General features: G+C 66.3%; 25 protein-coding genes. 20 read left to right on the top strand and 5 right to left on the bottom strand.

Features of this window, described 5'->3' with window-relative positions:
• Positions 1-42: 42 nt before the first annotated feature.
• Positions 43-1,869 carry a PHA/PHB synthase family protein gene (locus AC1PPK_RS02015; RefSeq protein WP_481116180.1) on the bottom strand — a complete coding sequence of 609 codons (1,827 nt, stop codon included), beginning with the start codon at positions 1,867-1,869 and terminating at the stop codon, positions 43-45.
• A gap of 16 nt (positions 1,870-1,885) precedes the next feature.
• Complete coding sequence (locus AC1PPK_RS02010) at positions 1,886-2,908, bottom strand: MBL fold metallo-hydrolase (RefSeq protein WP_481116179.1); 1,023 nt, start codon at positions 2,906-2,908, stop codon at positions 1,886-1,888.
• Between the two features lie 127 nt (positions 2,909-3,035).
• Between AC1PPK_RS02010 and AC1PPK_RS02005 the strand changes: the two genes are divergently transcribed.
• The 12 genes from AC1PPK_RS02005 to AC1PPK_RS01950 all read left to right on the top strand — a co-directional run bounded on the left by AC1PPK_RS02005 (position 3,036) and on the right by AC1PPK_RS01950 (position 10,258).
• Complete coding sequence (locus AC1PPK_RS02005; RefSeq protein ID WP_481116178.1) at positions 3,036-3,473, top strand: MerR family transcriptional regulator; 438 nt, start codon at positions 3,036-3,038, stop codon at positions 3,471-3,473.
• Between the two features lie 196 nt (positions 3,474-3,669).
• Positions 3,670-4,812 (top strand): carbonate dehydratase, encoded by a 1,143-nt coding sequence (gene can, locus AC1PPK_RS02000; RefSeq protein WP_481116177.1) that lies wholly within the window; start codon positions 3,670-3,672, stop codon positions 4,810-4,812.
• A gap of 111 nt (positions 4,813-4,923) precedes the next feature.
• On the top strand, positions 4,924-5,364 hold the full coding sequence (locus tag AC1PPK_RS01995; RefSeq protein ID WP_481116176.1) for a PaaI family thioesterase: 441 nt from the start codon (positions 4,924-4,926) through the stop codon (positions 5,362-5,364).
• A 16-nt stretch (positions 5,365-5,380) separates the two neighbouring features.
• Positions 5,381-6,001, top strand: coding sequence for a DsbA family protein (locus AC1PPK_RS01990; RefSeq protein WP_481116175.1), 621 nt, complete (start codon positions 5,381-5,383; stop codon positions 5,999-6,001).
• Between the two features lie 100 nt (positions 6,002-6,101).
• Positions 6,102-6,704: a DsbA family protein gene (locus tag AC1PPK_RS01985; RefSeq protein WP_481116174.1), complete on the top strand. Its 603-nt coding sequence runs from the start codon at positions 6,102-6,104 to the stop codon at positions 6,702-6,704.
• A gap of 11 nt (positions 6,705-6,715) precedes the next feature.
• Positions 6,716-7,300 carry an LOG family protein gene (locus tag AC1PPK_RS01980; RefSeq protein ID WP_481116173.1) on the top strand — a complete coding sequence of 195 codons (585 nt, stop codon included), beginning with the start codon at positions 6,716-6,718 and terminating at the stop codon, positions 7,298-7,300.
• A gap of 66 nt (positions 7,301-7,366) precedes the next feature.
• Entirely contained in the window at positions 7,367-7,567 is a 201-nt protein-coding gene (locus AC1PPK_RS01975; RefSeq protein WP_481116172.1) for a DUF1289 domain-containing protein, read from the top strand.
• Between the two features lie 9 nt (positions 7,568-7,576).
• Positions 7,577-7,756: a DUF1289 domain-containing protein gene (locus AC1PPK_RS01970; protein WP_481116171.1), complete on the top strand. Its 180-nt coding sequence runs from the start codon at positions 7,577-7,579 to the stop codon at positions 7,754-7,756.
• A gap of 9 nt (positions 7,757-7,765) precedes the next feature.
• Complete coding sequence (locus AC1PPK_RS01965; protein ID WP_481116170.1) at positions 7,766-8,167, top strand: MBL fold metallo-hydrolase; 402 nt, start codon at positions 7,766-7,768, stop codon at positions 8,165-8,167.
• A 309-nt stretch (positions 8,168-8,476) separates the two neighbouring features.
• Positions 8,477-9,316: an RNase adapter RapZ gene (gene rapZ, locus AC1PPK_RS01960; RefSeq protein WP_481116169.1), complete on the top strand. Its 840-nt coding sequence runs from the start codon at positions 8,477-8,479 to the stop codon at positions 9,314-9,316.
• On the top strand, positions 9,313-9,720 hold the full coding sequence (locus tag AC1PPK_RS01955) for a NusG domain II-containing protein (protein WP_481116168.1): 408 nt from the start codon (positions 9,313-9,315) through the stop codon (positions 9,718-9,720). The genes rapZ and AC1PPK_RS01955 overlap by 4 nt, the downstream gene beginning before the upstream one ends.
• Positions 9,701-10,258 carry a Gx transporter family protein gene (locus tag AC1PPK_RS01950; RefSeq protein ID WP_481116167.1) on the top strand — a complete coding sequence of 186 codons (558 nt, stop codon included), beginning with the start codon at positions 9,701-9,703 and terminating at the stop codon, positions 10,256-10,258. Before AC1PPK_RS01955 ends, AC1PPK_RS01950 begins: the two co-directional genes overlap by 20 nt.
• Here the strand turns inward: AC1PPK_RS01950 and AC1PPK_RS01945 are convergent.
• Positions 10,233-10,697, bottom strand: coding sequence for a ribonuclease HI family protein (locus tag AC1PPK_RS01945; RefSeq protein WP_481116166.1), 465 nt, complete (start codon positions 10,695-10,697; stop codon positions 10,233-10,235). The two genes, AC1PPK_RS01950 and AC1PPK_RS01945, sit on opposite strands and share 26 nt — an antisense overlap.
• 142 nt (positions 10,698-10,839) lie before the next feature.
• Here AC1PPK_RS01945 and AC1PPK_RS01940 point away from each other — a divergent pair, with 142 nt between their 5' ends.
• The 3 genes from AC1PPK_RS01940 (at position 10,840) to fumC (ending at position 14,041) form a co-directional block, all read left to right on the top strand.
• Positions 10,840-12,048 (top strand): glycosyltransferase family 4 protein, encoded by a 1,209-nt coding sequence (locus AC1PPK_RS01940; RefSeq protein WP_481116165.1) that lies wholly within the window; start codon positions 10,840-10,842, stop codon positions 12,046-12,048.
• 3 nt (positions 12,049-12,051) lie between these two features.
• Positions 12,052-12,576 (top strand): phosphatase PAP2 family protein, encoded by a 525-nt coding sequence (locus tag AC1PPK_RS01935; protein ID WP_481116164.1) that lies wholly within the window; start codon positions 12,052-12,054, stop codon positions 12,574-12,576.
• A 73-nt stretch (positions 12,577-12,649) separates the two neighbouring features.
• Entirely contained in the window at positions 12,650-14,041 is a 1,392-nt protein-coding gene (gene fumC / locus AC1PPK_RS01930) for a class II fumarate hydratase (RefSeq protein ID WP_481116163.1), read from the top strand.
• Here fumC and AC1PPK_RS01925 read toward each other — a convergent pair.
• Positions 13,981-14,922, bottom strand: a complete 942-nt coding sequence (locus AC1PPK_RS01925; RefSeq protein WP_481116162.1) for a zinc dependent phospholipase C family protein — start codon at positions 14,920-14,922, stop codon at positions 13,981-13,983. The genes fumC and AC1PPK_RS01925 overlap by 61 nt on opposite strands.
• Before the next feature lie 150 nt (positions 14,923-15,072).
• Between AC1PPK_RS01925 and AC1PPK_RS01920 the strand changes: the two genes are divergently transcribed.
• Positions 15,073-18,486, top strand: coding sequence for a PAS domain S-box protein (locus AC1PPK_RS01920; RefSeq protein WP_481116161.1), 3,414 nt, complete (start codon positions 15,073-15,075; stop codon positions 18,484-18,486).
• 17 nt (positions 18,487-18,503) lie between these two features.
• Here AC1PPK_RS01920 and AC1PPK_RS01915 read toward each other — a convergent pair whose 3' ends face one another.
• Positions 18,504-18,833, bottom strand: coding sequence for a YnfA family protein (locus AC1PPK_RS01915; protein WP_481116160.1), 330 nt, complete (start codon positions 18,831-18,833; stop codon positions 18,504-18,506).
• A 108-nt stretch (positions 18,834-18,941) separates the two neighbouring features.
• On the opposite strand from AC1PPK_RS01915, the gene AC1PPK_RS01910 reads away from it, so the two are divergent.
• The 4 genes from AC1PPK_RS01910 to AC1PPK_RS01895 all read left to right on the top strand — a co-directional run bounded on the left by AC1PPK_RS01910 (position 18,942) and on the right by AC1PPK_RS01895 (position 26,590).
• A complete protein-coding gene (locus tag AC1PPK_RS01910; protein ID WP_481116159.1) occupies positions 18,942-20,363 on the top strand; it encodes a sensor histidine kinase in 1,422 nt (473 codons plus the stop codon).
• Entirely contained in the window at positions 20,360-22,795 is a 2,436-nt protein-coding gene (locus AC1PPK_RS01905) for a two-component system response regulator (protein WP_481116158.1), read from the top strand. The genes AC1PPK_RS01910 and AC1PPK_RS01905 overlap by 4 nt, the downstream gene beginning before the upstream one ends.
• A 171-nt stretch (positions 22,796-22,966) precedes the next feature.
• A complete protein-coding gene (locus AC1PPK_RS01900; protein WP_481116157.1) occupies positions 22,967-23,836 on the top strand; it encodes a phosphate/phosphite/phosphonate ABC transporter substrate-binding protein in 870 nt (289 codons plus the stop codon).
• A gap of 9 nt (positions 23,837-23,845) precedes the next feature.
• Positions 23,846-26,590: a response regulator gene (locus AC1PPK_RS01895; RefSeq protein ID WP_481116156.1), complete on the top strand. Its 2,745-nt coding sequence runs from the start codon at positions 23,846-23,848 to the stop codon at positions 26,588-26,590.
• Position 26,591 lies beyond the last annotated feature (1 nt).

Genomic DNA, 26,591 nt, shown 5'->3' with positions numbered 1-26,591 from the left:
GGCCGAAGCCCCCTTCCTGTCGTTACGGTGCTACACGTCCGTTCAGGCTGCCTTCTTCGTGGCGTCCAGACGGGTCTTGACGTAGGAGCCCGGTGCGTCCTCGAGGACCTTGAGGGTGCCCTTGACGGGGTCGCGGGCCGGAACCTTGCTGGCGTCCTGGCCGAGCAGCCAGGCTTGCCAGTCGGTCCACCAGGAGCCCGGTTGCTGCTCGGCGCCGGTGAAGAACTCGTCGGCGGTGTCGGGCAACTTGGCGCTGGAGTTGGTCCAGAAACCGTACTTGTTGGCTGCCGGCGGGTTGACGATGCCGGCGATGTGGCCGGAGCCGCCCAGCACGAAGCGCACGGGGCCGCCGAAGTTGCGCGCACCCGAGTAGGTGCTCTTCCACGGGGCGATGTGGTCTTCGATGGTGGAGATGAAGTAGGTCGGGACCTTGATCTTGCCGAGGTCGATGGCGACGCCGCCGACTTCGATGCCGCCCGCTTCCTTCAGCAGGTTCTTCATGTACATATTGCGCAGGTAGAAGCTGTGCATCTTCGCCGGCATGCGCGTGGAATCGGAGTTCCAGTACAGGAGATCGAAGGGGAAGGGATCCTTGCCCATCAGGTAGTTGTTGACCACGAAGGACCAGATCAGGTCGTTGGCACGCAGCATGTTGAAGGTGCCGGCCATCTCCGAGCCTTCCAGGTAGCCGCGCTCGAACATCTTCTTCTCGAGGCTGGAGACCTGGCCTTCGTCGATGAACACGCCCAGCTCGCCCGGATCGGCAAAGTCGGTCATGGTCGTGAAGAAGGTGCCGGAGGCGATCCGCTTGTCACGCTTGCCGGCCATGTAGGCCAGCGTGGTGGCAAGCAGGGTACCGCCCAGGCAGTAGCCGGCGGCGTTGATTTCCTTGGCGCCGGTCTGCTCGACGATGGCGTCCACCGCGGCCAGCGTGCCTTCCAGCAGGTAGGAGTCGAAGCTCTTCTCGGCCAGGCGCTCGTCCGGGTTGACCCAGGAGATCACGAACACGGTGTGGCCCTGGTCCACGCACCACTTGATGTAGGAGTTCTTCTCGCGCAGGTCGAGGATGTAGAACTTGTTGATCCACGGCGGCACGATCAGCAGCGGACGCTTGGAGACCTCGGGGGTGCTCGGCGTGTATTGCAGCAGCTGCATCATGTCGTTCTGGAAGACGACCTTGCCTGGCGTGGTGGCGACGTTCTTGCCCAGCTCGAAGGCCGAGGTGTCGGTCATCTTGACGCGCAGGTTGCCATCGCCGTCCTCGACGTCGCGCAGCAGGTTGTTCAGACCCTTGATGAGGTTCTGGCCATGGCTCTTGACGGTTTCGCGGAAGACTTCCGGATTGGTCAGCGCGAAGTTGGACGGGGACAGGGCGTCGATGTACTGACGGGTGTAGAAGTTGACCTTCTTCTGGCTCTGGTCGTCGAGGCCGTCCACGCTGCTGACCGTGTCATGGATGTGACGGGCGGCGATCAGGTAGGACTGCTTCATGAAGTCGAACAGGAAGTGCTCCTGCCATTCCTCGTCCTTGAAGCGCTTGTCGTCCTTGGCCGGCGAGACCACGGGACTGCCGCCCATGCCGGTGAAGCGCATGACGGAGTGCTGCCACAGGGAGAAGTAGTCCCAGACGAGGTTCATCTGGGCCTGGGCCAGCCGGTACGGGTTGGCGAGCAGCTTGCCCATCATGTCCATGAAGGCCTGAGCAATGCCCAGTTCGTCGGACGGCGTGCTGAGGCCCTTCTTGACCTGCTTCTGGATATGGTCGGCGAGCAGTTTGGAGGCCCGCTGCGCGACTTCGGCGTAGGTCTTGGCGACTTCTTTGGGGTCCGGCAGTTCGGACTTGACGGTTTCTTTTTCTGGCGCAGCCATTCGTGGGCTCTCCTGGTTATTGGCTTTTGACGAAACGGACTATCCCATCGCTATCCACCGACCGGCACACCTCCCTTTTGCGCTCGAGATGGTTCAGGTGGGCGATGGCTTCCCCCATGGCAAACATGACCTGATGTGTGTCGAGCGGCCGCGGGAACAGCGTCGTCAGCAATTCCCCCGCGCAGCGTGGCACGTCACAGGCATCGAGCAGTTCCGCACAGCGGGCGTCGTGGTGCTCGACGAGCTGAACCACGCGCAAACCAATATTGCGGAAAGGACTGCCATGTGATGGTAGCACGAGCGTTGTTACCGGCAATCGCTTGAACTTACGGATCGAATCGAGGAAGCGGCCGAGGGGATCGTCATCCGGCGTGACTGCGAAAACGCTGACGTTGGTGGAGATCCGTGGCAGCAGCATGTCGCCGGAAATGAGGATGCCGGCATCCGCGCAATACAGGGACATGTGCTCCGGCGAATGGCCGTAACCGACGATGATCTCCCAGTCGCGGCCGCCGATATGGAGGTGCTCGCCGTCCACCACGCGCTCGTAGTGGGACGGCAGCGACGGTACGCCACGTTCATAGGCGTTGCCGCGGTCGGCGAGGGCCTGACAGCGTTCCTCGTCGAGGCCGTTGCGGCGGAACTGGGCCACCATCGGTACGGTGCCGTAGCCGCCCAGCTGGTGCCACACCGCGTGGCCGCTGAGGTATTCGCCGTGGGTCATCGTGATGTCGGCACCGGTCCGGTCCGACAGCCACTGGGCGAGGCCCAAGTGATCCGGGTGGAAATGGGTCACGATGATCCGCGTCACCGGTTTGCCGACGTCCGCCAGGATGCGCTGCCAGGCTTGCTGAGTGGCTTCCAGGCCGAAGCCGGTGTTTACGATCGCCACGCCCTCGCCGTCCTCGATCAGCCACAGGTTGATGTGGTTGAGGGCGAAGGGCAGCGGCATCCGGATCCAATGCACTCCGGGTGCCACCTCCAGCGTAGCCCCTTCGGCCGGCAGCGTGTCGAAGGGATATTCCAGCGTCTCGCTCATATGCTTTTCTCCTAGTTGGGTCTTGTAATGTTTATTGGGAATTGCCCGCGTTGCCCGCACAGGTGAAATCTGATCTACTGCGCGCCATTCCGTGCCCTGACGCCGTATGCCGCGTCCGACTCGACTCATGAGCCAGGAACAAACCTACACCATCACCGATCTTGCCCGCGAGTTCGGGATAACCCCGCGGGCAATCCGTTTCTACGAGGACGAAGGCCTGCTGGCGCCGACCCGTGCCGGCCGCAACCGCATCTATGTGCGTCGCGACCGTACCCGGCTGCGCCTGATCCTGCGCGGCAAGCGCCTGGGCCTGTCGCTGGCCGAGATCGGCGAACTGCTCGGCATGTACGACGGCGTGCGCAATTCCGCTCCCCAGCTGAAGCGCTTTCTCGACGTGCTGGCTGACCGGCGCCGGGCCATCGAACAGCAGCGCGAAGACATTGAGGCCGTGCTGGGAGAAATTGCCATGCTCGAAAAGCAATGTACCGAGCTCCTTGCCGAAAACCCTGCCGGTGCAGCGGCGGCACGGGCGGAGCTGGCAGCACGTTTGCGCGACGCACCATAAATTTTTAGCAGGAAAATTACGTTAACGTAAGCGTAATTTATTGTGTCGAAACCCTTGCCCAGTAAGTGATACCGGCCTTGTGCGGCGAAGCAGGTGAGTTTTTTTGACGCATCTACCTGAGGGCTGCAGAGGTGAAACAGGGGGCGAGGACGGGTATCGTATCGGCCAGTTCCGTTTTCACAGGAAGATAAGATCGATGGCAGTAACCCTCCGCGTTCTCGGCTCCGATAACACCGCCGAACTTGAACATGTCCGCCAGTTTTTCCGCAACTATGCCGGATGGCTGGGGGTGGATCTGGCGTTCCAGAATTTCGGTGACGAGATGGCCAGCCTGCCGGGTGCCTATTCGGCACCGGCCGGCCGCTTGTTCTTCGCCGAACTCGATGGCCAGCCTGCCGGTTGCGTCGGTATCCGTCCCTTCACCGAGGGCGTCTGCGAGATGAAGCGCCTGTACGTGGAGCCCGAGCTCCGCGGCAATGGCGTCGGCCGCGAGCTGGCACTGGCGGCCATCAAGGCGGCCAAGAGCCTGGGCTATCGCCGGATCCTGCTCGACACCCAGCCGGCGATGCGCATCGCCGTCAAGTTATACCGTGAGCTGGGCTTCATGGAAGCGCCGGCCTATTACCCGGCGCCATTCGAAGGCACCATGTTCTTCGCTCTCGATCTCGAGAACTGGAACGAGGCCGAGGTCAAGAACGAGAACCTGTTCCATCTCTTCGACTACAACCAGGCCTGGGCCAGACACATGCGCCAGGTGGACCCCGGTTTCTTCGAGAAGCTGTCCACGCTGCAGGCCCCCGAATACCTGTGGATCGGCTGTTCCGACTCCCGCGTGCCTGCCAACGAGATCATCGGCCTGTTGCCGGGCGAAGTCTTCGTCCATCGCAACGTCGCCAACGTGGTGGTGCACACCGATCTCAACTGCCTGTCGGTGATCCAGTTCGCCGTCGAGGTGCTGAAGGTCAAGCACATCATGGTGGTTGGCCACTACGGCTGCGGGGGCGTCGGTGCGGCGCTGCGCCGCGAGCGCGTCGGCCTGGTGGACCTGTGGCTGCGCCACGTGCAGGACGTACATGTGAAGCACGCCCGGCGCGTCGATGCGCTGCCGCCGGAACTGCGCCAGGATCGCCTGTGCGAACTCAACGCGCTGGAGCAGGTGGTCAACGTCTGCCAGACTATCGTCGTACAGGACGCTTGGCGGCGTGGTCAATCCCTCACCGTGCATGGCTGGGCCTACGGCCTGAAGGACGGTCTGATCCGCGACCTCGGCATCAATGTCGGTCGGCCGGAAGACCTCACACCGCGCTATCTGGCTGCCCTCGAGGCACTGGACGGCTGAGCCTCACCCGCGGGCTGCTGGCGCATTCACCGCGATGCACCGGCAGCATTGGCACGACGAACTGAACGACAAGGAGCCGGGACAGCCGGCCGATACGGGAGGAGAACACGCATGGCCGCAATCCGCTTACGCGAAGGCATCAGTCTGGAATCCCTCAACGCCCGCGGTGTCGGCCATCTGCCGGGCTGGTTCGGCTTCGAGGCCGTGGCGCTGGAGCCCGGCAAGCTGTCGTCGCGGCTGCTGATCCGTCCGGAGATGCTGGCGCCCAACGGTTTCCTGCACGCCGCGACGATCATCGCGCTGGCCGATACCTCGGCGGGTTACGCCACCGTCGCCCATCTGCCCGATGGGGCGCAGAGCTTCACCACCATTGAGCTGAAGAGCAATTTCCTGGGCACCCAGACCGAGGGCATGCTGCTGTGCGATGCGACGGCCGTGCATCTCGGCCGCAACACCCACGTGTGGGATGCCGAAGTGCGGAGTGGCGGCAGCGACCGGCGCCTGGCCTTGTTCCGCTGCACCCAGATGATCCTGTGGCCGAAGGCCGCCTGAACGGGAGAGCCTTGTCGTGAATACTCCGCAACGTTCCGCCGCCCCGCTGGATTTCTATTTCGACTTCTCGTCCCCATACGGTTACTTCGCTGCCGAGAAGATCGACGAGTTGGCCGCCCGCTATGGGCGCAGCGTGCTGTGGCATCCCTTCCTGCTCGGCGCCACCTTCAAGGTCACCGGCCTCGGGCCTCTGCCCAGCATCCCGCTGAAGGGCGCCTATTCCCTGCACGACATCCAGCGCTCGGCGCGTTACTTCGGCCTGCCCTACCGCCAGCCGAGCAGTTTCCCGTTGCCGACCCAGCATGCCGCCCGCGCCTTCCTGTGGATCAACGACCGGGATCCGGCGCTGGCCCGGCAGTTTGGTCTGGCGATCTACCGCGCCTATTTCGTCGATGACCAGAACATCTCCGACCTGGCGGTGGTGCTCGATGTCGCCGCCGGCCTGCGCCTGGATCGGGACGAGTTGTCCGCCGTGCTTGGCAGCGCCGAGATCAAGACCCGCCTGATCGCCGAGAGCGAACTGGCGCTTGCCCGTGGCGTATTCGGTTCTCCTTACATCTTCGTGGACGGCGAGGCCTTCTGGGGCGCCGACCGCCTGTCGCAGATCGAGAAATGGCTCGCCGAAGGCGGATTCTGAATCCGCATGGAACTTGGCCGCGGGCCTGTTGCCAATCTTCAGGCGCCGGCCATGGATAATGCGGGGCCTTGAACACCGCCCCACGACCCCGGAGACCTGGATGTCCGCCCCGATCGATTTCTACTTCGACTTTTCCTCACCCTACGGTTATCTGGCTTCCGAACAGATCGATGCCATCGCGGAAAAGTACGGTCGTACCGTGATGTGGCACGCCATCGTGCTCGACGCTCACTACCAGCCCCAGGGCGGCATGCGCATTCCGTCCGCGCTGATGCGCTCCGAGTACGTGCGGCGCGATGTGGAGCGTTCAGCGGCCTTCTTCGAGATCCCGTTCAAGGAGCCCAGCCCCTATCCGTTGCACACCGAACATGCGGCCCGCGCCTTCCAGTGGCTCAGTGACCGCAACCCGGATGAAGCGCGGGAGTTCGCCCACGCGGTGTATCGCGCCTACTTCGTAGACGGCCGCAACATTGCCGAGACCGCGGTGCTGGTCGAGATCGCCGATGCACGGGGCCTCGACCGGGATGACATCTCGGCGGCCTTCGCGGACGCCGGCACCAAGGCCCGCCTGAAGGCCGAGATCGATCTGGCCGAGGCACGCGGCGTGTTCGGCTCGCCCTTCTTCATCGTCGAAGGCGAGGGCTTCTGGGGCAACGACCGCCTGCCCCAACTTGAGCATTGGCTGGCCAAGGGGCCGTATTGAGGAGCAGGGAGATGCGGCATCTCTGCGTATTCTGCGGTTCCCGCATGGGGGGCCGGCCGGTATACCGGGACGTGGCTGAGACGCTCGGCCAGACCCTGGCCGAACGAAACATCGAGCTGGTCTATGGCGGCGGCAATGTCGGCCTGATGGGTACCGTCGCCGATGCCTGCCTGGCCGCCGGTGGCAAGGTGGTGGGGGTGATCCCGCGCGCGCTGCTGGAATGGGAGGTCGGCCACGAGGGCCTGACCCGCCTGGAAGTTGTGGACTCCATGCACACCCGCAAGGCGCGGATGGCCGAACTGGCCGACGGCTTCATCGCGCTGCCCGGTGGACTGGGCACCTTCGAGGAGCTTTTCGAGATCCTGACCTGGGCCCAGCTGGGCTTCCACGCCAAGCCGGTCGGTCTGCTCAATGTGGACGGCTATTATTCGCCCTTGATCCAGATGCTCGACCGCGGCATTGCCGAGGGTTTCATGAAGGCCGAGAACCGCGGCCTGCTGCAGATCGAGGACAACGTCGTGGCGCTGCTGCGGGCCATGGGCCAGCACCATCCGCCGGCCGTCGGCAAGCGCATCCGCGACGAAAAGCAGCTGTAAACGGCTACCCCAACCACGACCCGCCGCCACGCAGTGGCGGGCATGTCTTTACCCAGAGAGTGTTCCATGAGTATTCCTTCCCCCTGCATCAACGTCTGCCGCATGGATGAGGCCAACGCCTATTGCGAAGGCTGTTTCCGTACCATTCCCGAGATCACCGAATGGAGCGGCGCCAGCGAGGCCCGCAAGCAGGAGATCCTGGACCTGATCGCTGTGCGCCAGGCGGCCCTGTTCGATGGTCCGACGGCCAGTGCGCAGCCCGCCTGAGAGACCACGATGAGCGACGACAATCCCTGCGTCGGCATCTGCCAGATCGACGAAAGCGGCTACTGCATCGGCTGCGGTCGCGGTGCCGACGAGATCTTCGGCGAGACCGACTCTTCTGCCGACGGGCAGGACAGCGCGACCGGCAGCCTGAAGCCTGTCGCCGGCCAGCCGGCCGACGAGTCCGACTGAGGGCCGGGCATGTCCGCCTGTCCCTTGCCGCCCGGCAACCGGGTGCTGGAGCGGGGCTGGCTGTCCGCCAACAACGTGCTGCTGTTCGACGGGGACACGGCGACGCTGGTGGACCGCGGCTACGTGACCCACTCCGAGCAGGCCGTCGCGCTGCTGCGTGAGGCCCTGGACGGACGGCACCTCGGCCGCCTCATCAGCACCCATTCCTATTCCGAGCACATCGGCGACAATGCCGCGGTGCAGCGCGCCTTCGGCGTGCCGGTGGCGGGTTGGAGGGCGCGCGATCCACGCTGGAGTCCGCGTTCGCCCGCCTGCGTGCCTTCGCAGACGATGGCGTGCGGATGGCCCGCAATGCGTCCGCGTGTGCTTCACCTTCACGCTGCTGGAGCGACGGAGCCTGGATATCGATAGCCTGCCGGGGCTATCTGGCGAGCGTGCCGCTTTATCAGGAAGCCAATGAGCGCTTTCTCGGTCTAAGCTTCGGGGAGTTGGTCGAATGGTTGCTGCGTGAGCTTCTGGGTGCCGGCGTCGCGACGCTGGAGGGATAGCTTCTGTATGCGTTTTGATTTGTCAAAATTGACGAAATCTACAAAATAGACGTGGTTCTCGTGCTGGGAATTGTTTATGCTATTTTTGTATCCATGATTTTCCCGTCATGAAGCTGTGTAAGGCTGCGCTCCGCAGCCCCTTGTCGTTCTAGAAACAGGATTGTCTGAAGTCATGCAACTCGTTCTGATCAGTGGTCTGTCCGGTTCCGGCAAGAGTGTCGCGCTCAATGTCATGGAGGATTGTGGCCACTACGTGGTGGACAACCTGCCGTCGGCGCTGCTGCCGCAACTGGTGTCTCACCTGCGGGGTGCTGGCTACCAGCGTATTGCGGTGGCTGTCGACGTGCGCTCGGGGGCTGGTATCGCCTCGCTACCGAAACAGGTCGAGGCGCTGCGCGGCATGGTGGACGACCTGCGCTTCCTGTTCCTGGATGCCCGTGACGACGTGCTGATCGCGCGCTTCTCGGAGACCCGCCGCCGCCACCCCCTTGGCGACGCTTACAGCACCCTCGGGGAAGCCATCGCCCGCGAGCGCGAGGAGCTGGCGCTGATCGCCGAGCTGGGCCAGCGCATCGACACCAGTGACCTGGCGGCCAACACGCTGCGCAACTGGATCAAGAGTTTCATGGATCTGGAAGCAGGTAGCCAGATCGCCGTGCTGTTCCAGTCCTTCGGCTTCAAGCACGGCATTCCAGTGGACGCCGACTTGGTATTCGACGTGCGCTGCTTGCCCAACCCCCATTACGACCCGCTGCTGCGGCCGTTGACCGGGCGCGACCAGCCGGTCATCGACTTTCTCGAGAAAGTGCCTGAAGTGGGGCAGATGGTGGACGACATCTATGCCTTCGTGGCGTCCTGGCTGCCGGCCTATGTCAATGACAACCGCAGCTACCTGACCATCGCCATCGGCTGTACCGGCGGCCAGCACCGCTCGGTGTATGTGGCCGAGCAGCTGGCCGCGCGCTTCCAGGACAATGTGCGGGTGCAGATACGCCACCGGTCCTTCAAATGAAGCGGGTCGTCGCCCTGCAGCGCTGGCTGGTCGCCTGGGCGGTCTACCTGCGGGCGGGCGACTTCCTTGTCCTCGGCGGCGCGTTGGCGGTGTGCGTGCTGTCGGCGCTGACCCTGTGGCAGGGCGGCCATCCGGACAAGGCCGTCATCCGCGCTGGCGGCCGCGTCTTTGCTGAAGTGGATCTCAATGCGCCGCGAATCGTCGACGTGCCGGGCCCGATCGGCACCACCCGCATCGAGGTGCAGCCGGGCCGTGCCCGCGTCGCGTCCGACCCCGGCCCGCGCCAGTACTGCGTGCGTCAGGGCTGGCTGAACAGCGCCGGCGCGGTGGCGATATGCGCCCCCAACGAAGTCAGCCTGTCCTTGTCTGGACGCAATGCCGACTATGACTCCCTCAACTACTGAGATCGAACTCAAGCCGACCGCGGACGACCACCGGGTGGCCCGCCATGCCGCGGCGGCCATCGTATTGACCGTCGCCGAAGCGGCCATCCCGCTGCCGTTGCCGGGCATCAAGCCGGGCCTCGCCAACATCATCACGCTGGTCGTGCTGGCCCGCTGGGGCTGGCGCGAGGCCGCCTGGGTGGCGCTGCTGCGGGTGCTGGTCGGTAGCCTGCTGCTCGGCCAGTTTCTGGCGCCGGGTTTCTTCCTGAGCCTGACCGGCGGCGTGATGAGCCTGGTCGTGCTGGGCGTCGCGATGCATCTGCCCAAGCGCTGGTTCGGTCCGGTCAGCCAGAGCGTGCTAGCGGCCTTTGCCCACATAGGCGGCCAGGTGCTGGTGGCCCGCGTGTGGCTGGTGCCCCACGATGGGGTGTTCTATCTGGTGCCGGTGTTTGCGCTGGCGGCGACGGTGTTCGGCCTCGCCAACGGTCTGATCGCCGCCCGCCTGTTGTCAGAGGAGTTGTCTGAGGAGGGCGTCAGCGCCGCCGACGTCGCGAAATAGGGCGCGGCGCCGGTTTATCCGGCAGGCCAAGGGCCGCCCGTGAGAGGCGGTCGGCATCCGGGTTGCGGTGGCGCGGTACCCATTCCAGGCTTACGCTGGCGAAAGCATCCAGCTGGATCCGCAGCCGCATGATGATGGCGCCGAGGCGGGCGATGTCCGTATGGGCGTCGCCGTTCAGGTGGCGCACCACGAAGTCGCTGTCGCCGCGCACCCTCAGATGGGTGGCGCCTGCCTCCCGGGCCAGCAGCAGGGCCTGTTCGAGGGCCAGCAGCTCGGCTTCGTTGTTGCACCCTGTGCCGTGGGCGGTGGTCGACAACTCGATGTGCTGCCCGTCCGGGCCATGCACGATCACTCCCAGTCCCAGCCGCCCCGGATTGGGGTAGGCCGAGCCGTCGAACCAGAGCTGCCATTTGGTGGTGAGGTGAGGGGGCGAGTCCATGGGATGGGGGCGGGTTCCTTCACCCGCGGAGGCCGGGCCGTCAGCATGCGGCAAATTGGCGTGGGCGAAAAGGCTGCCGTTCGTCATCCACCCATCACTTCGTCGTAACACCGGTGCAGCATGCCGCCGCAACACTTGCGGGATGGACCACGCCGGACTTATCTGCCAGGAACTCGCCAGTCATCTGACCTCCCTCCGGGTGGCCGTGGTGACCGAGACTTATCCACCCGAAATCAACGGCGTGGCGATGACCACTGGACGCATGGTCGATGGCCTCGTCGCCGCGGGCCATCGGGTTGATCTGATCCGCCCGCGCCAGGCCCATGAGGGCGGCGCCATCGCCGGCGGTGGCGACGGAGTCGAGGAGATGCTGTCCCGTGGCATTCCGCTGCCGCGCTACGCCAACCTGCAGCTCGGCCTGCCAGCCCGCAAGGTGCTGCTGCGTCGCTGGTCCCATCAGCGCCCGGACGTGGTGCAGGTGGTGACCGAAGGCCCGCTGGGCTGGTCAGCGCTGACCGCGGCGCGCAAGCTGAACCTGCCGGTGATCAGCGAGTTCCACACCAATTTCCATCGCTACAGCGGCCACTACGGCGTCGGTTGGTTGAAGCGCCCGATCGCCGCATATCTGCGCAAATTCCACAACCGGGCCGACCTGACCCTGGTGCCGACCCGCGCCCTGTGCCACGAACTGGCCGGGCAGGGCATTCCGCGGGTGGATGTGGTGTCCCGCGGCGTCGATACGCGCCTGTTCGATCCAGCCCGTCGCAGCGGCATGCTGCGCCGCAGCTGGGGGTTGGAGCCGGATGATCTGGCGGTGGTGTACGTCGGCCGGATCGCCCCGGAAAAGAACCTGGCCCTGCTGGAAAAAGCCTTCGAGGCGATCCACGCCCGCCAGCCGCGGGCCCGCCTGATCATGGTGGGCGGCGGCCCGGCCATGGCCGCCATCCGGGGACGCCAGCCGCGGGCCATCTTTGCTGGCCCGCAGACTGGCGAGGCGCTGGCCGAGCACTACGCCAGCGGCGACCTGTTCCTCTTTCCGAGCCTCACCGAGACTTACGGCAATGTGGTCGCCGAGGCGCTGGCCAGCGGCCTGCCGGTGGTTGCCTACCGGGACGCCGCCGCCCAGGAGCTGGTCGGTCATCATGTCCATGGCTGGTTGGCTGAGCCGGGTGACGAGGCGGCCTTCGTGGAAGGCGCCGTGGCCCTCGCCGATGCCCCCGAATTGCGCGCCCGCCAGCGTCTCGCTGCGCGGGAGCGGGTAGCCCGCCTGGCCTGGCACGCCATCGTCGATAGCCTGGTCGCCCTGCAGCGCCAGGTCATCCTGAGTTCCCCCGTCGCCGCCCGGAGGTAAACCATGTTCGTGTTGCCCGCCCGCCTGCAATTGCTCGATGACCGCCTGGCGGTCCGCTCCAACCGCCTGTCCCGTTACCGCGGGCTGCGCGACCTGATGCGTGCAGTCAGCCGGCTCGGCGACGGCGTGGCGTGGTACACGCTGGCGGCCTGCCTGTTCGCGCTGTTCGGCGCCGAGGCCCTGCCGGCCCTGCGCCAGATGCTGGCGGCCGGCGTGGTCGGGGTGATCGTCTACAAGATCCTCAAGATCCGCACCTTGCGCCCGCGCCCCTTCGAGGTGGTCCGCGACGTGGTGTGCGCCGGTTCGCCCCTCGACAAGTTCAGCTTCCCGTCCGGCCACACACTGCACGCGGTGAGCTTCTCCCTGGTGCTGGCCCAGCATTTCCCGCTGCTGGCGCCGGCGGTGTTCGGCTTCGCGGCTCTGGTGGCCGTGTCCCGCCCGGTGCTTGGCCTGCACTACCCCAGCGACGTGCTGGCTGGCGGCGCGATTGGCGCCACGCTGGCCTACGGCGCCATCACGCTGCTCTAAAGCAGGTTCGCCGCCGGCCATGCTGCCGGCGAGGGACTAGACTGGAAGCATCCCCGGCAGCCAGGAGATGCGCATGAGCACGCCGACCCGATCAGAGCGGGACGCCTTCGGTCCCATCGATGTTCCCGCTAGCGCCCTGTGGGGCGCCCAGACCCAGCGCTCGCTGCACCATTTCGCGATTTCCATCGAACGCATGCCGGCCGCGTTGATCGCCGCGCTGGCCGAGGTCAAGCGCGCCTGCGCGGTGGTCAATGGGGAACTCGGCGTGCTGGCCGCCGACAAGGCCGCGGCTATCGTCGCGGCGGCCGGCGAGGTGCTGGTCGGCGACCACCCGGACGCCTTTCCCCTATCGGTGTGGCAGACCGGTTCCGGCACCCAGACCAACATGAACATGAACGAGGTGCTCGCCAACCGCGCCTCTGAACTGCTCGGTGGCGAGCGCGGCATGGGGCGGCGGGTGCACCCGAACGATCATGTGAACCTGAGCCAGTCGTCCAACGACGTCTTCCCGACGGCGATGCACGTGGCGGCTGTGCAGATGATGGCCGACGGCGTGCTGCCGGCGCTGCGCGCGCTGTCGGCGACCCTGGCCGCAAAGGCCGTGGAGTTCGCCGACATCGTCAAGATCGGCCGCACCCATCTGCAGGACGCTACACCGCTGACGGTTGGCCAGGAGATGGGCGGCTGGGTGGCCCAGCTCGACCTTGCGGAGGAGGCCATTGCCGCCAGCCTGCCGGCACTGCAGGCGCTGGCCGTCGGTGGCACTGCGGTGGGCACCGGGCTCAATGCGCCGCCGGGCTTCGGCGAGCGGGTCGCCGCCGAGCTGGCCGGGCGTACCGGGTTGGCCTTCCGCAGCGCGCCCGACAAGTTCGCCGCGCTGGCCGGCCACGACGCGCTGGTCGGCGCCCACGGGGCCCTCAAGCAGCTCGCCACGGCGCTGATGAAGATCGCCAACGACGTGCGCTGGCTGGCCTCGGGGCCGCGCTCTGGTCTCGGCGAGCTGCTGATCCCGGAGAACGAACCGGGCAGCTCGATCATGCCCGGCAAGGTCAACCCGACCCAGTGCGAGGCGCTGACGATGTTGTGCTGCCAGGTCTTCGGTAACGACGTGGCGCTGACGCTCGGCGCCGCTTCCGGCAACTTCGAGCTGAACGTCTTCAAGCCGCTGATCGCTCACAACTTCCTCGGCAGCGCGCGCCTGCTGGCGGACGGCATGGCCAGCTTCGACGCGCACTGCGCGCGGGGCATCGCGGTGAACCGCCCGCGCATCGCCGAGTTGGTGGAGCGTTCGCTAATGCTGGTGACGGCGCTGAGCCCACATATCGGCTACGACCGCGCCAGTGAGATCGCCAAGCTGGCCCACCACCGCGGCACCACGCTGCGCGAGGCGGCGCTGGCGCTGGGTTACGTGACGGCGGAGGAGTTCGACGCGTGGGTGCGGGCAGAGGCGATGGTTGGGCAGTAGCTCGCGTGGGCCTGGGCGACGAACAGGTCTTCCGGCAGCGGCAGACAGGCCCGCAGCAGGCGGCGCGGCGCGGTGATCAGTTTGGCGCGGGCTTCGATCGGTTCGACTTCGGCCAGCCAGCTGGGCTGCTCGCCCTCCAGCAGGCGACCGAGCTGGCCGAGGCGGCGGCCGGTGTGGCCGAGGTAGAGGTTGAAGCGGCGCTGCACGCGGCGGTCGATGAAGCGCGCCGCGTGGTACAGGCCGGCGTGCAGGCCGCTGTTGCGCAGCCAGGTTTCACCCTTGGTGAGGGTGGCCAGGGCTTGGCCGACCTTATCCGGATGGCAGTGGAAGGCGCGGCCCATCAGTGGTGAGAGAACGTCACGCTCGCTGCGCATCAGGTCCGCCGGACGGGCGAACAGCTGGGATGCCACGTGGCGGTCCATGGCCCATTCAACGGCCACGTGGGTGGCCAGCTCCGACTCGAACCACAGCCGCTCATGGGCAGGTACGAAATGGTTGTGGGCGATGATGTCGGCCATCAGGTGGCTGGCGTAGCCGAGTACCGCGGCCTGTTCGGCGTCGCCGCGGGCGGCGTCCATCAGCGCGTGCAACTGGGGCCAGCGGTGGCTGGTGGCCAGCGCCTCGGCGCCGGCGCTGCGGGCGGTGAGGGCCACATCGGGCAGGCAGGCGCCGGCCATCACCAGCTTCGGGTGGCGGCGCGCCAGACGGCGCAGGGCCGGATCGGCGAGGGGAATCGCCCACAGCAGCAGTTGGGCGAAATAGACATGGGTGTACAGCCCCCAGGCCAGCGCGTCGGCACTGGTCAGCAGCAGGGCCGGCAGCCACAGCAGCGTGTGCGTGGCGAGCCGCCGGCGGGTGGAGCGCAGGGGGAAGATGTCCATGCGTGACAATGTGCACGCTGGTTGTGACGAAACCGTGGAGTCGGGGTGTCAATGCCGTGACAGCTGCCTTCAGACTGGCGGGTGCCTGCCGTTAGCGCCTGTCACGCCGTTCTTGATGTTCTTCAGTTGCGGCGCTTTTTGGGTCCGTTCATGAAATTGCCGTCGTTCGCGTTCTTCTCCGCTTCCGTTCCAGGTCGGTTCCAGCGCCTGTTGCTGACGGCCGTGGTGCTGACCAATATGGCGGCCATTGCGTTGGCGATCTTCAACCTTAACCAGAGCCAGAACAAGGCGGAGGCATTGGCGACGCTGACGACCCGCAACCTGGTCGAAGCCGTCGAGCACAGCCTGGTCAGCACCGCCCGCACCCTTGATGTGGTGTTGCTGGCCTTGGTGGACGAGATCGAGCGGGCCGAGCGCGGGGGCGCCGGCCATCTGTCCAATGCCGAGTTGCTGGACCTGCTGGCGCGTTACAAATCCTGGCTGCCGGAGATCGACGGCCTGCGCGTCTACGATAGCCATGGGCGGCCGCGCTGGTGGTTCAGCCGGAGCGGTTCGGCGGCCGGCATCGACGTGTCCGACCGGGATTACTTCAAGGTGCAGCGCGACGATCCGCAGCGCGGCCTGTTCGTTGCTCGCCCGGTGCTGAGCCGGGTGACCGGCACCTGGGTGATCACCTTCGCACGCAGCTTGCGGCATGAGGACGGGACCTTTGCGGGCGTTGTCACTGCGGTGGTGCCGCTCGAACATTTCAACCGGCTGTTGCCCCGGCAGCAACTCGGCCCCCAGGGCGGCGCCACGCTGCGCTACGAAGATCTGAGTCTGATCATGCGTGTGCCGTCGATTCCCGGGCCAGCGGGGATGATCGGCAGCACCGCGGTATCCGATGAGCTGCGGGCACTCGTCGCCAGCGGGCGGCCGGAGGCAAGCTACCGCACGGTCACCGCGTCGGATGGCATCGAGCGCCTCAACACCTTCCGTCGGGTCGAGGGGTTGCCCCTGGTGCTGGTGGTCGGTATGGCCACCGACGACTACCTGGCCGACTGGAAGGAGGCGGTACGCCATACCGTCGAACTGCTTGCGGTCTTTCTGCTGGTGTCGCTGGGTTCTGCGGTGCTGATCGGCCGGTTGTACCGCCACCAGTTCCTGAATGCCGAACAGCTGCGGGAGAGCCATGCCCGCCTGGAGGAGACACTCGCCGATCTGCGCAGTCGCGACCAGGTGCTCAGCGCCACCGAGCAGGTCGCCGGCCTGGGCGTGTTTTCCATCGATCTGCATAGCGGCGAGGCCTACAGCTCCGCGCAGTTGCGCCGGATCCTGGGCGGACAGGCGGATGAAGTCCTGAGTGTCGACAGCTGGGTCGAGCGCCTCCATCCAGATGACCGGGAGCGGGTCGTGTCCCGCTTCCGCGAGGGCCTGATGCAGCGTGGCGAACCCTTCGACGAGGAATACCGGATCCGGCTGCCCGACGGTGCTATCCGCTGGATCCACGGCATTGGCGGGGTGGACCTGGATGCCGATGGTCGGCCGGTCAGCGTGCACGGGGTCTCGCTGGATATCTCCGAGCGCAAGCAGGTACAGGCCTCCCTGCAGGACGCCCTGAACGAATACGAAAAGCTGGTGGAGCGCATGCCCGCTGGCGTCTTCAAGCAGCGGGTGTGCGCTGACGGGGACTTCCACTTCATCTACGTGAGTCCGCGTTTCTGCGAACAGATCGGCATCGACGAGGAGACGATCCTGGCCGATCCCCGCAGCGTCACGCGGAAGATCCATCCCGACGACTATCCCGGCTACGCGGCGCGCTGCCGGGCCGTGCGAGAACGGCCGGGGCCCTTCGACTGGGAAGGGCGCGTGGAGGTGAATGGCGAGCTACGCTGGATGTCGCTTCTGTCGCGCCCGACGCGCCTGCCGGATGGCGACATCCTGTGGGAGGGGGTGCAGTCCGACATCACCGACCGCAAGCGCGCCGAACTGGCGCTGCGCGAAAGTGAGGCGCGTTACCGGCTGCTGCTGCAGTTCTCCCCGGTGGGCATCCTGCAGTACGACACCGAACTCAAGGTCAGCTACTGCAACGTCCAGTTTGCCGAGATCATGCAGGTGCCCTACGACTATATGGTGCACGTGGATTGCAGCAAGCTCAGCGACCAGCGCGTGCTGCCGGCGTTGCAGGCGGCGCTGGAGGGGCGTCTCGGCGAATACGAGGGGCCTTACCGGACGACCTTTGCAGGCAAGGAACTGAACATCGCGATGCACTGTTCGCCGCTACGCGATCCGGCCGGCGGGCTGGTCGGCGGCATTGCGATCCTGCAGGACATCACCGAGCGGGTGTTGAAGGACCAGGAGTTGGCACGCTATCGCGATCATCTAGAGGAACTGGTGGCGGAGCGCACCGCCGACTTGGTGGCTGCCCGCGCGGAAGCCGAACGCCTGGCGCAAGCGAAGAGCGAGTTCCTCGCCAATATGAGCCACGAGATCCGCACCCCCCTCAACGGCGTGCTCGGCCTGGCCCATGTCGGTTACCGGGAGAGCCGCGGCCGCGACCGGGCGCGGGACACTTTTGCACGCATCGTGGCGTCCGGCCAGTTGTTGCTGGGCATCATCAACGACATCCTCGATTTCTCGAAGATCGAGGCCGGCAAGCTGCATATCGAGGCGATTCCGGTGGAGCTCGCCAGCGTCATTGGCGAGAGCCTGGCGCTGATGGAGGCGCGGGCCCAGACCAAGGGCCTGGTGCTGCGCTTCCGCCGGGGCACGCCGCTTCCGGAGCGCTGCGTCACTGATCCGCTGCGGATTGGGCAGATCCTGCTCAACCTGTTGTCCAACGCGATCAAGTTCACCGAAAAGGGCAGCGTCACGCTGAGCGCCGAATTTGCCGATGGGCAGCTGATACTGAGGGTCAGCGACACCGGCATCGGCATGAGTGAGGAGGAGATCGCCAAGGTCTTCGCGCCCTTCGAGCAGGCCGACAACTCGGTGACCCGCCGTTTCGGCGGCACCGGCCTGGGGCTGGCGATCACGTATCGGCTGGTTGAGCTGATGGGCGGCATGCTCAGGGTCGACAGCCAGCCGGGCTGTGGCAGCACCTTCGAGGTGCGTCTTCCCTGTGAGCCGCTGCCGCCTGGAATGGGACCGGCGCAGCCCTTGCTGGCCGAGGATGTGCTGCCGGGTACCCGCCTGGTGGACATGCCGGTGCTGGTCGTCGAGGACAACGAGGTCAACCAGATGGTGCTGGAAGCCCTGCTGGAGGAAGAAGGCGCCTGCGTCACGCTGGCGAGCAATGGCCGGGAGGCGGTGGAACGGGTGCGCGCCAGCGGTGACGCGGCCTTCCAGGTGGTGTTGATGGACGTCCAGATGCCGGTGATGGATGGTTACGCGGCGACCCGTGAAATTCATGCGCTGGCGCCCACGCTGCCGGTCATCGGGCAGACCGCGCATGCCTTTGAAGAAGAGAAGGCACGTTGCCTGGAGGCGGGGATGGTGGCCCATATCGCTAAACCGGTGGATCCGGAACTGTTGGTGAGGGTAATCCTCAGACATGCCCGACCGTCTGTGGTCGCAACGCTATAGGCCGCCGGGGGCGGCCTCTAGGTGCGCGGCGCGAACATGATGATCGCCATGCCGGCCAGCGCAACGCTGCCACCGACGGCGTCCCAGAGGGTCGGGCGTATGCCGTCCACCGCCCACAGCCACAGCAGCGCCACGCCGATGTAGACGCCGCCGTAGGCCGCGTAGGTACGACCGGCGGCGGTGGGGTGGAGGGTCAGCAGCCACGCGAAGGCGGCCAGGCTCAGCGCGGCCGGCAGCACCAGCCAGGCGCTACGGCCTTCCCGCAGCCACAGCCAGGGCAGGTAGCAGCCGAGGATCTCGGCCAGCGCGGTGAGGGTGAACAGGGCCAGGGTCTTGAGCTCGGACATGGTCAACTGGGGGGATGAATGTGGATCACAGCGTAACCCGTCACAGCAGGAACCGTGTCCCTCGGCGACGATCCAATTCCTGCAGGCTGGCCCATCGGAGAGTCGTCCATGAACGAGAATTCCCGTAGCGAGCCCTTTCCGGCCGGCGATGCATACTTCAGCCGAGTTGTCGAGTGGGTGCCGACCGCCATGGTGATGGTGGACCGCGAAGGCCGCATCGTGCTGGTCAATGCTCAGGCGGAGCGCCTGTTCGGCTACAGCCGCGACGAGTTGCTGGGCGAGTCCGTGGACCGCCTGGTGCCGACCCGCATGGCGGGCCATCATCCCGCCTATCGGGCCAGTTTCTTTGCCGATCCGCATTCGCGGCCGATGGGCAGCGGGCGTGATCTGTTCGCGCGGCGCCGGGATGGCAGCGAGTTTCCGGTGGAGATCGGCCTGACGCCCATCGAGGCCGGCGGCAGCTTCATGGTGCTGGCGGCGGTGGTGGACATCACCGAGCGCAAGCGGCAGGAAGAACGTTTCCGGCGGGTCGTCGAGTTTGCGCCGAGCGCGATGGTGATGGTGGATCGGGGGGGGCGCATGGTGCTGGTCAACGCCCAGACCGAGCAGCTGTTCGGCTATTCCCGCGAGGTCTTGATCGGCGAGGCCGTCGAGATGCTCGTGCCCGAACGCCTGCGCGGCGAGCACCGGCAGTTCCGCAGCGGTTTCTTTCACGCGCCGCTGGCCCGGCCGATGGGGGTTGGCCGAGACCTGTTCGCGCGGCGCGCCGACGGCTCCGAGTTCCCGGTGGAAATCGGCCTCAACCCCATCGATACCGATGAAGGGCCGATGGTGCTGGCCTCCATCGTGGACATCACCGAGCGGCGCCGCGTCCAGCAGACCCTGGAGAATGCGCTGCAGGAAAAAACGGTGCTGCTCAACGAGGTGCATCACCGGGTCAAGAACAACCTGCAGGTTATCTCCAGCCTGCTCAACCTGCAGTCCACCCACGCCAGCGATCCGCGCTTGCGCAACATCCTGGCCGAGAGCCAGCGCCGCGTGCGGGCGATGGCCCTGACCCACCAGCTGCTGTATGAGCGCAAGGATTTCTCGCGCATCGACCTGGGCGAATACCTCGACCGCCTCACCCAGTTGCTGCTCGGCAGCTACCGGGAAGATAGCGCCCGCATCGCGCTGCGCTGCGTGCTGCCGGGCGAGCCGCAATTCCTCGACCTGGAGCGCGCGGTGCCCTGCGGCCTGATCGTCAATGAGCTGGTCACCAATGCTTTCAAGCACGCCTTCCCGGCTGGTCGGGAAGGCGCCGTGCAGATCGAGCTGAAGGCGGTGGGCACAGAGCTCGACCTGACGGTGACCGACGATGGCATCGGTCTGCCGGAGGGTTTCGACCTCGCCGGCGTGACGTCCCTCGGTCTTCAGCTGGTGCCGCTGCTGGCGGACCAGTTGCGTGGCCGGTTTACCGTGGGGAGCGGCGAGGGGGCCCGATTCGCGCTACGCTTCCCGCTGGCCCTGCCGATCCGGAGAACCCGATGATTGCCGACAAGCCGATCAACCTGATGCTCGTCGAAGACGAACGCGTCGTCGCCTTCGACCTCAAGAACCAGTTGCAAGCCCTCGGCTACCGCGTGGGGGCGATGGTGGGGAGCGGTGAACAGGCGGTGCTCCAGGTGGCCGATGTGGCGCCCGATCTGGTGCTGATGGACATCCACCTGGAGGGGGACATGGACGGGGTCGAGGCGGCCACCGAGATCCAGGTCCGCCACCGGATCCCGGTGATCTACCTGACCGCGTTTGCCGAAGATGACACCCTGCGCCGGGCCCTCGACAGCCGGCCCTTTGGTTACCTGGTGAAGCCCTGGGACGTGCGCGAACTACACGCCTCGATCCAGATGGCACTGGCCCGCCGGGAAGTGGAGGTGGCCGTGGAGCGCAGCGAGCTGCGCCTCAAGCTGGCCCTGGATGCGGCGGCGCTGGGGGTATTCGAATGGCAGCCCGCGCAGCACCGCGTCCAGGGCGACGGCTGCCCCAGTGCCCTGTTCGGCGAGGGCAGCCTGGTTGCAGAGGGGGATCGGGAGGCGTCCTTCCTGGCACGCGTCAGCCCCGATGACCGTGAACGGGTGGCCGCCGGCCTGCAGGCCGCCCTGCTCAGCGAGGACGCGCGGTGCATCGAGTTCCGGACCGCCCGTGACAACGGCGAGGCCCACTACATCGAGGCCCACGTGAAGGGGCACGCGTCGCGGCCGGTGCGCAGGGTGGTCGGTGTGCTGCAGGATGTGACCGAGAGACACAAGACCGAAGAACGCCTGCGCCAGTCGAGCGTGGTTTTCCATACCGCGGCCGAGGCAATCCTGATTGCCGACCGGGAGCGGCGCATCTGCGCCGTCAATCCCGCCTTCACGCGCATCACCGGCTACAACGAGGCCGAGGCGCGTGGCTTCGACCTGGACGTGCTGCTCCGCATCCATCGCGGAGAGCAGGGCAGCGGCGCCTTCTTCGCTGAGCTGGCGGCCAATCCGGAAGGCTACTGGCAGGGCGAGGTGAGTTGCCGGCGGCGCGGCGGCGAGGCTTTTCCGGCCTGGCAGAGCCTCAGCGTGGTGCGAGATGCCCAGGCGCAGGTCGGCAATTACGTGATCGCCTTCTCCGACGTCAGCGAGATGCATGTCGTCGAGGAGAAGCTGCACCACCTGGCCCACCACGATCCGCTCACCGGCCTGCCGAACCGCCTGTTGTTCGACGACCGCATCGAGCAGATCATCGAGCAGGCACGGCGGAGCCAGCAGCACTGCCTGCTGCTGTTCCTCGACCTGGACAGCTTCAAGGTGGTGAACGACACCCTCGGCCACGTGGTCGGCGACGAATTGTTGAGCATCGTTGCCGGCCGCCTGCGCGGTGCGCTACGCGGTACTGACACCATTGCCCGGCTGGGTGGCGACGAGTTCGTGATCCTCACCGGCTGCAGCAGCCCCGAGTACGCCGCCGAACTGGCCAGCAAGATCCTGCAGACCGTCAGCGCGCCGGTCCGCCTCGGGCGGGACAGCATCACCGTGTCAGGCAGCATCGGTATTGCCGTCTACCCGGAGGATGGCAGCGACCGCCACGCGCTGATGCGGGCTGCCGACATCGCGATGTATTCGGCCAAGGCTGCAGGGCGCAACCGTTACCAGTTCTATTCGCCGGAGATGGCCGAGCGCAGCAACGAGCGCCTGAACCTGGAGCAGGGCCTGCGCCGCGCCATCGAGGAGGACCAGCTGCTGCTCCACTACCAGCCGCAGGTTGAACTGGCCGACGGGCGCATCGTCGGCGTCGAGGCGCTGGTGCGCTGGAACCATCCGCAGCACGGCATGATTCCGCCGGTGCGCTTCATTCCGGTGGCCGAGGAGAGCGGCGTCATCGACAGCCTCGGGCGCTGGGTGCTGGAGCGGGCCTGCCGCGAGGTGGCCGGCCTGTGCCAGCGCAGCGGCGAGCAGCTGCGCCTGGCCGTCAATGTGTCGGCGCGGGAGTTCATGCGCGAGGACTTCATCGCCAGCGTGCTGGCCACGCTGGAGCGGACCGGTTTTCCGGCCTCGGCGCTGGAGCTCGAGATCACCGAGAGCACGCTGCAGACGATTGAGCGCAGCACGGAGATTCTGGCTGCCCTCAAGGGGCATGGCATTGCAGTGAGCATCGACGATTTCGGCACCGGCTATTCGTCCCTCAGCGTACTGCGCGACCTGCCGATCGACCGCATCAAGATCGACCGTTCCTTCATCGTCCATCTGCCGGAAAGGCGCGAAGGGATGGCCATCATCGAGGCCATCGTGGCCCTCGCCGGCTCCCTCGGCATGGAGATCATCGTCGAAGGCATCGAGCGCCGCGAGCAGGCGACGCTGCTGCTGGGGCTGGGCTGCGGTGGTGGGCAGGGCTACCTGTTCAGCCGTCCGGTGCCCCATCTGCAATTGCTCGACCTGCTGGCAGGTCCAGACTGAAATCCCGCCGCACACTGCGGTGTGCTGCCCCGTCCGCGCATTCGTGTACGCGGACGGGGCAAAGTGCCATCATGCGGCCCAGGCACACGAGAAAAAAACACGTGGGCCATGGCGCCCAGCCCGACAGATTGTGCCTTGTCCGACGCCATGGCTGGATCCAGGGAGTTCGGCATGAGTCCGTTGCATGACCACAGTCATCGGCCCGGCCGACGCCGCTGCCTGCACGTGCTGGCGGCGCTGGCCGCCACCGGCCTGGCAGTGCCGCAATTGGCCGTTGCGGGCACCACCTACACGTTTGGCGTCGTGCCGCAGTTCGAGCAGCGCAAGCTGTTCGCGATCTGGAAACCGCTCATTGATGAGTTGGCCCGCCGTACCGGGCTCGATCTCAAGCTCGTGGTGACCCTGTCAGTGCCGGAGTTCGAGGCCGCCGTGGAGGCGGGCAGTTTCGACTTCGTGTATGCCAACCCCTATCACATTCTGAAGGTGCGGGATTCCCAGGGCTATATTCCGCTGGTTCGTGACGAGGAGGCGCTGCGCGGCATCATCGTGGTGCGCCAGGACAGTCCGTTGAAGAGCGTGAAGGAACTGGACGGTAAGACCCTTGCAGTGCCGTCGCCGAATTCCGTGGGGGCGAGCCTGTTGGCGCGTGCCGAACTGGAACGCCTGCATGGGGTGCGCGTGCAGATGCTCAACGTGAAGACCCACAGTTCCGTCTATCTGCACGTGCTCAATGGCCTCACCGAAGCCGGCGGCGGCGTGCAGAAGACCCTCGCCGAGCAGGCGCCGGCGATCCAGGCCCAGCTGCGGGTGCTGTACACGACCCGCGACATGCCGTCCCATCCGGTCGCCGCCCATCCGCGCGTGCCACCCACGGTGCGGGATGCCGTGCGCCAGGCCCTGCTGGCCATCGGCGCCAGCCCGACCGGCAAGGCGCTGCTCGATGACATTCCGATGCCGCGGCCGGTGACGACCTCCCTCGACGACTATCTGCCGATGCGCCAATGGGGGTTGGAAAAATACTGGATCACCGATCGCAAATAGGTCGCCGCCGTGAGCCGTTCCCTGCGCTGGAAACTGCTGTTGCCGTTGCTGCTCGGCAGTGTGGTGATCCTGGCCGGCCTCAACTTCGTATGGACCCCGCGCTACCTGGAAGACCAGCGCGTCGAGTACCTGGAGGAGGTCAATCACCACCTGGACAGCGTCATCGAGGGCCTGATCCCGCTGATGCTGGCCAACCAGCTCGACATCATTACCGAGAACCTGGGGGAGCTGCAGAAGAAGAACCCAGACTGGCACGAGATCCGCCTGAGCGATGCAGGTGGTCGGCAGATCTACCCGCCGATGCTCGGTATGCCGCCGGCTATCACCGCCCATCCGGCCATGCAGGTGATGGACAAGGACATCGCTTACCTGGGTGTGCCGGCCGGCCACCTGCGGGTGCAGATCGACCTGAGCCGCTGGCTGGCCAAACGCCATGCTCAGCATGGCCAGCTGAGCCTGATGCTGGCCGGCTGCGTGGCCCTGCTGGGTCTGACGTGGAGTGTGATGGTGGAGGGCATCGTGCTGCGCCCGCTGTTGCGCCTCTCCAGGGCGGCCAAGGCGCTGGCCCAGCGCCGGGTCGATGTGGCCTTGCCGCCTGCGGGGCGCGACGAGGTGGGCGATCTGGTGACCAGTTTCGCCGCGATGCGCGAGGAACTGCAGGCCTATCACGAGGAGCTGCTCGGCGAGATCGGTGAGCGGGAGAAGGTCGAGCAGGCCTTGCGCGAGCATCGCCAGCACCTGGAGGAGCAGGTCGTCGAACGGACTGCCGAGCTGGTCGCTGCCAAGGAGACGGCAGAATCGGCAAGCCGTGCCAAGAGCGTCTTCCTGGCCACGATGAGCCACGAGATCCGCACCCCGATGAACGCCATCGTCGGCCTCACCCACCTGTTGCAGCGCCATGTGCAGGAGCCGCGTCAGCTGCAGCAGCTTGCCACCATCGCCGACTCAGCCCAGAACCTGCTCGGTATCCTCAACGACATCCTCGATTTCTCGAAGATCGAGGCCGGCAAGATCGAGCTGGAATCGGCGGACTTCGAACTGGAGTCAATCTTCGAGAACGCCGCCGCGCTGATCGGGGCCCGTGCGGCGGAAAAGGGTGTCGAGGTGGTCTGCCAGGTGGACCCGGCCATCCCGCGAGTGCTCCGCGGCGACGCGCTGCGGGTGGCGCAGATCCTGCTGAATTTCGCCAACAATGCGGTCAAGTTCACCGAGCACGGCAGCATCGCGCTCCGCGCCCGCCTGCAGTCGCGGCGCGGCGAGCTGCTCGGCCTGCGCCTGGAGGTGCAGGACAGCGGCGTCGGCGTACCGGCGGAGCTGCGCCCACGCCTGTTCCAGGCCTTCGAGCAGGCCAGCAGCGGCACGACCCGCCGCTATGGCGGCAGCGGCCTCGGGCTGGCTATCGTCAAGCGCTTGGCCGTGCTGATGGGCGGCGAGGTCGGCGTGGACAGCACGCCGGGAGAAGGCAGTACCTTCTGGTGCGTGATCCACCTGCAGCCGGGGGACGGTAAGGCCATCGTGAGGCTGGTGCACTTTGCCGGCGAACGTGTGCTGGTGGTGGACGATCTGCCTGATGCCCGCGAGATGCTGCAGGTGCTGCTCGAAAGCCTGGGCCTGCAGGTCGATACGGCGGCCTCGGGGCCCGAGGCGTTGGAGCTGATCGCCGCCGCCGACAGTGCCGGCGTGCCCTACCGCGTGGCCCTGCTCGACTGGCGCATGCCCGGCATGGACGGCTACGAGGTGGCCGCGCGGATCCGTGAGTTGCCGCTGGGGGCGCCGCTGCTGATCCTGATGGTGACCGCCTACGGTGCCGAACTGCCGCCCGATGGGGTCTCCGCGGTGCATTTCGACGGCGTGCTCGCCAAGCCCGTGCAGCGCCTGCAGCTGACCGAGGCCCTGGCGCGGGTCCTGACGCCCCATGCCGGCGGAGTAGAGGGCGTGAAGGCTTCGGTCGACGCCGGCTTCGACGCGGCCAAGTCCGGGGCGCGCATCCTGCTCGTGGAAGACAACGTGGTGAACCAGCAGGTGGCGCGGGATTTGTTGGAAGAGGTCGGACTGCAGGTCGAGGTGGCCGACAACGGTGCGCTGGCCGTCGAGCGTATGGCCAGCGGTGCCCATTTCGACCTGATCTTGATGGACATCCAGATGCCGGTAATGGACGGGCTGGAAGCGGCCCGGCGCATTCGCCAGCTGGAGGCAGGGCGCAGCCTGCCGATCCTGGCGATGACCGCCAACGCCTTTGCAGAGGACCGGGAAGAGTGCCTCGCCGCCGGTATGAACGGCCATGTGCCGAAGCCTGTCGAGCCGGATCGGCTGTACACGATCCTGTCCGCGTGGCTGCCGCTCGCCGCGCCGGCCCCGTCCGAACCGCCTCCTGACGTCGCAATGCCTGCCGGCGAGGCGGATTTCGGCAAGCTGGAAGCCCGTTACCAGGCCAAACCGGCCTTTGTTGCCAGGCTGCTCGGTACCGTGCAGCAGGAATTGCCGGGCGATGCTGCGCGGCTGCGCCAGTGTGTCGAGGCACGGGATCTGGTCGCGCTGGCCAAGGCCGCCCACGGCCTGAAAGGCATGGCCGGCAGCATCCTGCTGGACCCGCTCGTCAAGCAGGCCAGGGAGACGGAGCTGGCCGCACGCGACGGTAATCCGCAAGCGCTGGAGCTGGCGCTCGCGCTGGCCCGGCGCCTGGAGCGCCTGCAAGTCGAGATCGGCGTGTATTTGACACACGGCGCTGCCGAATCCAGCCAGCCGCAAGGCTGAT

The sequence above is a fragment of the Zoogloea sp. JDB1 genome (genome assembly GCF_056724025.1).
The sequence above is the reverse complement of the archived record's forward strand: the minus strand, read 5'-3'. Positions and strand labels throughout refer to the sequence as shown.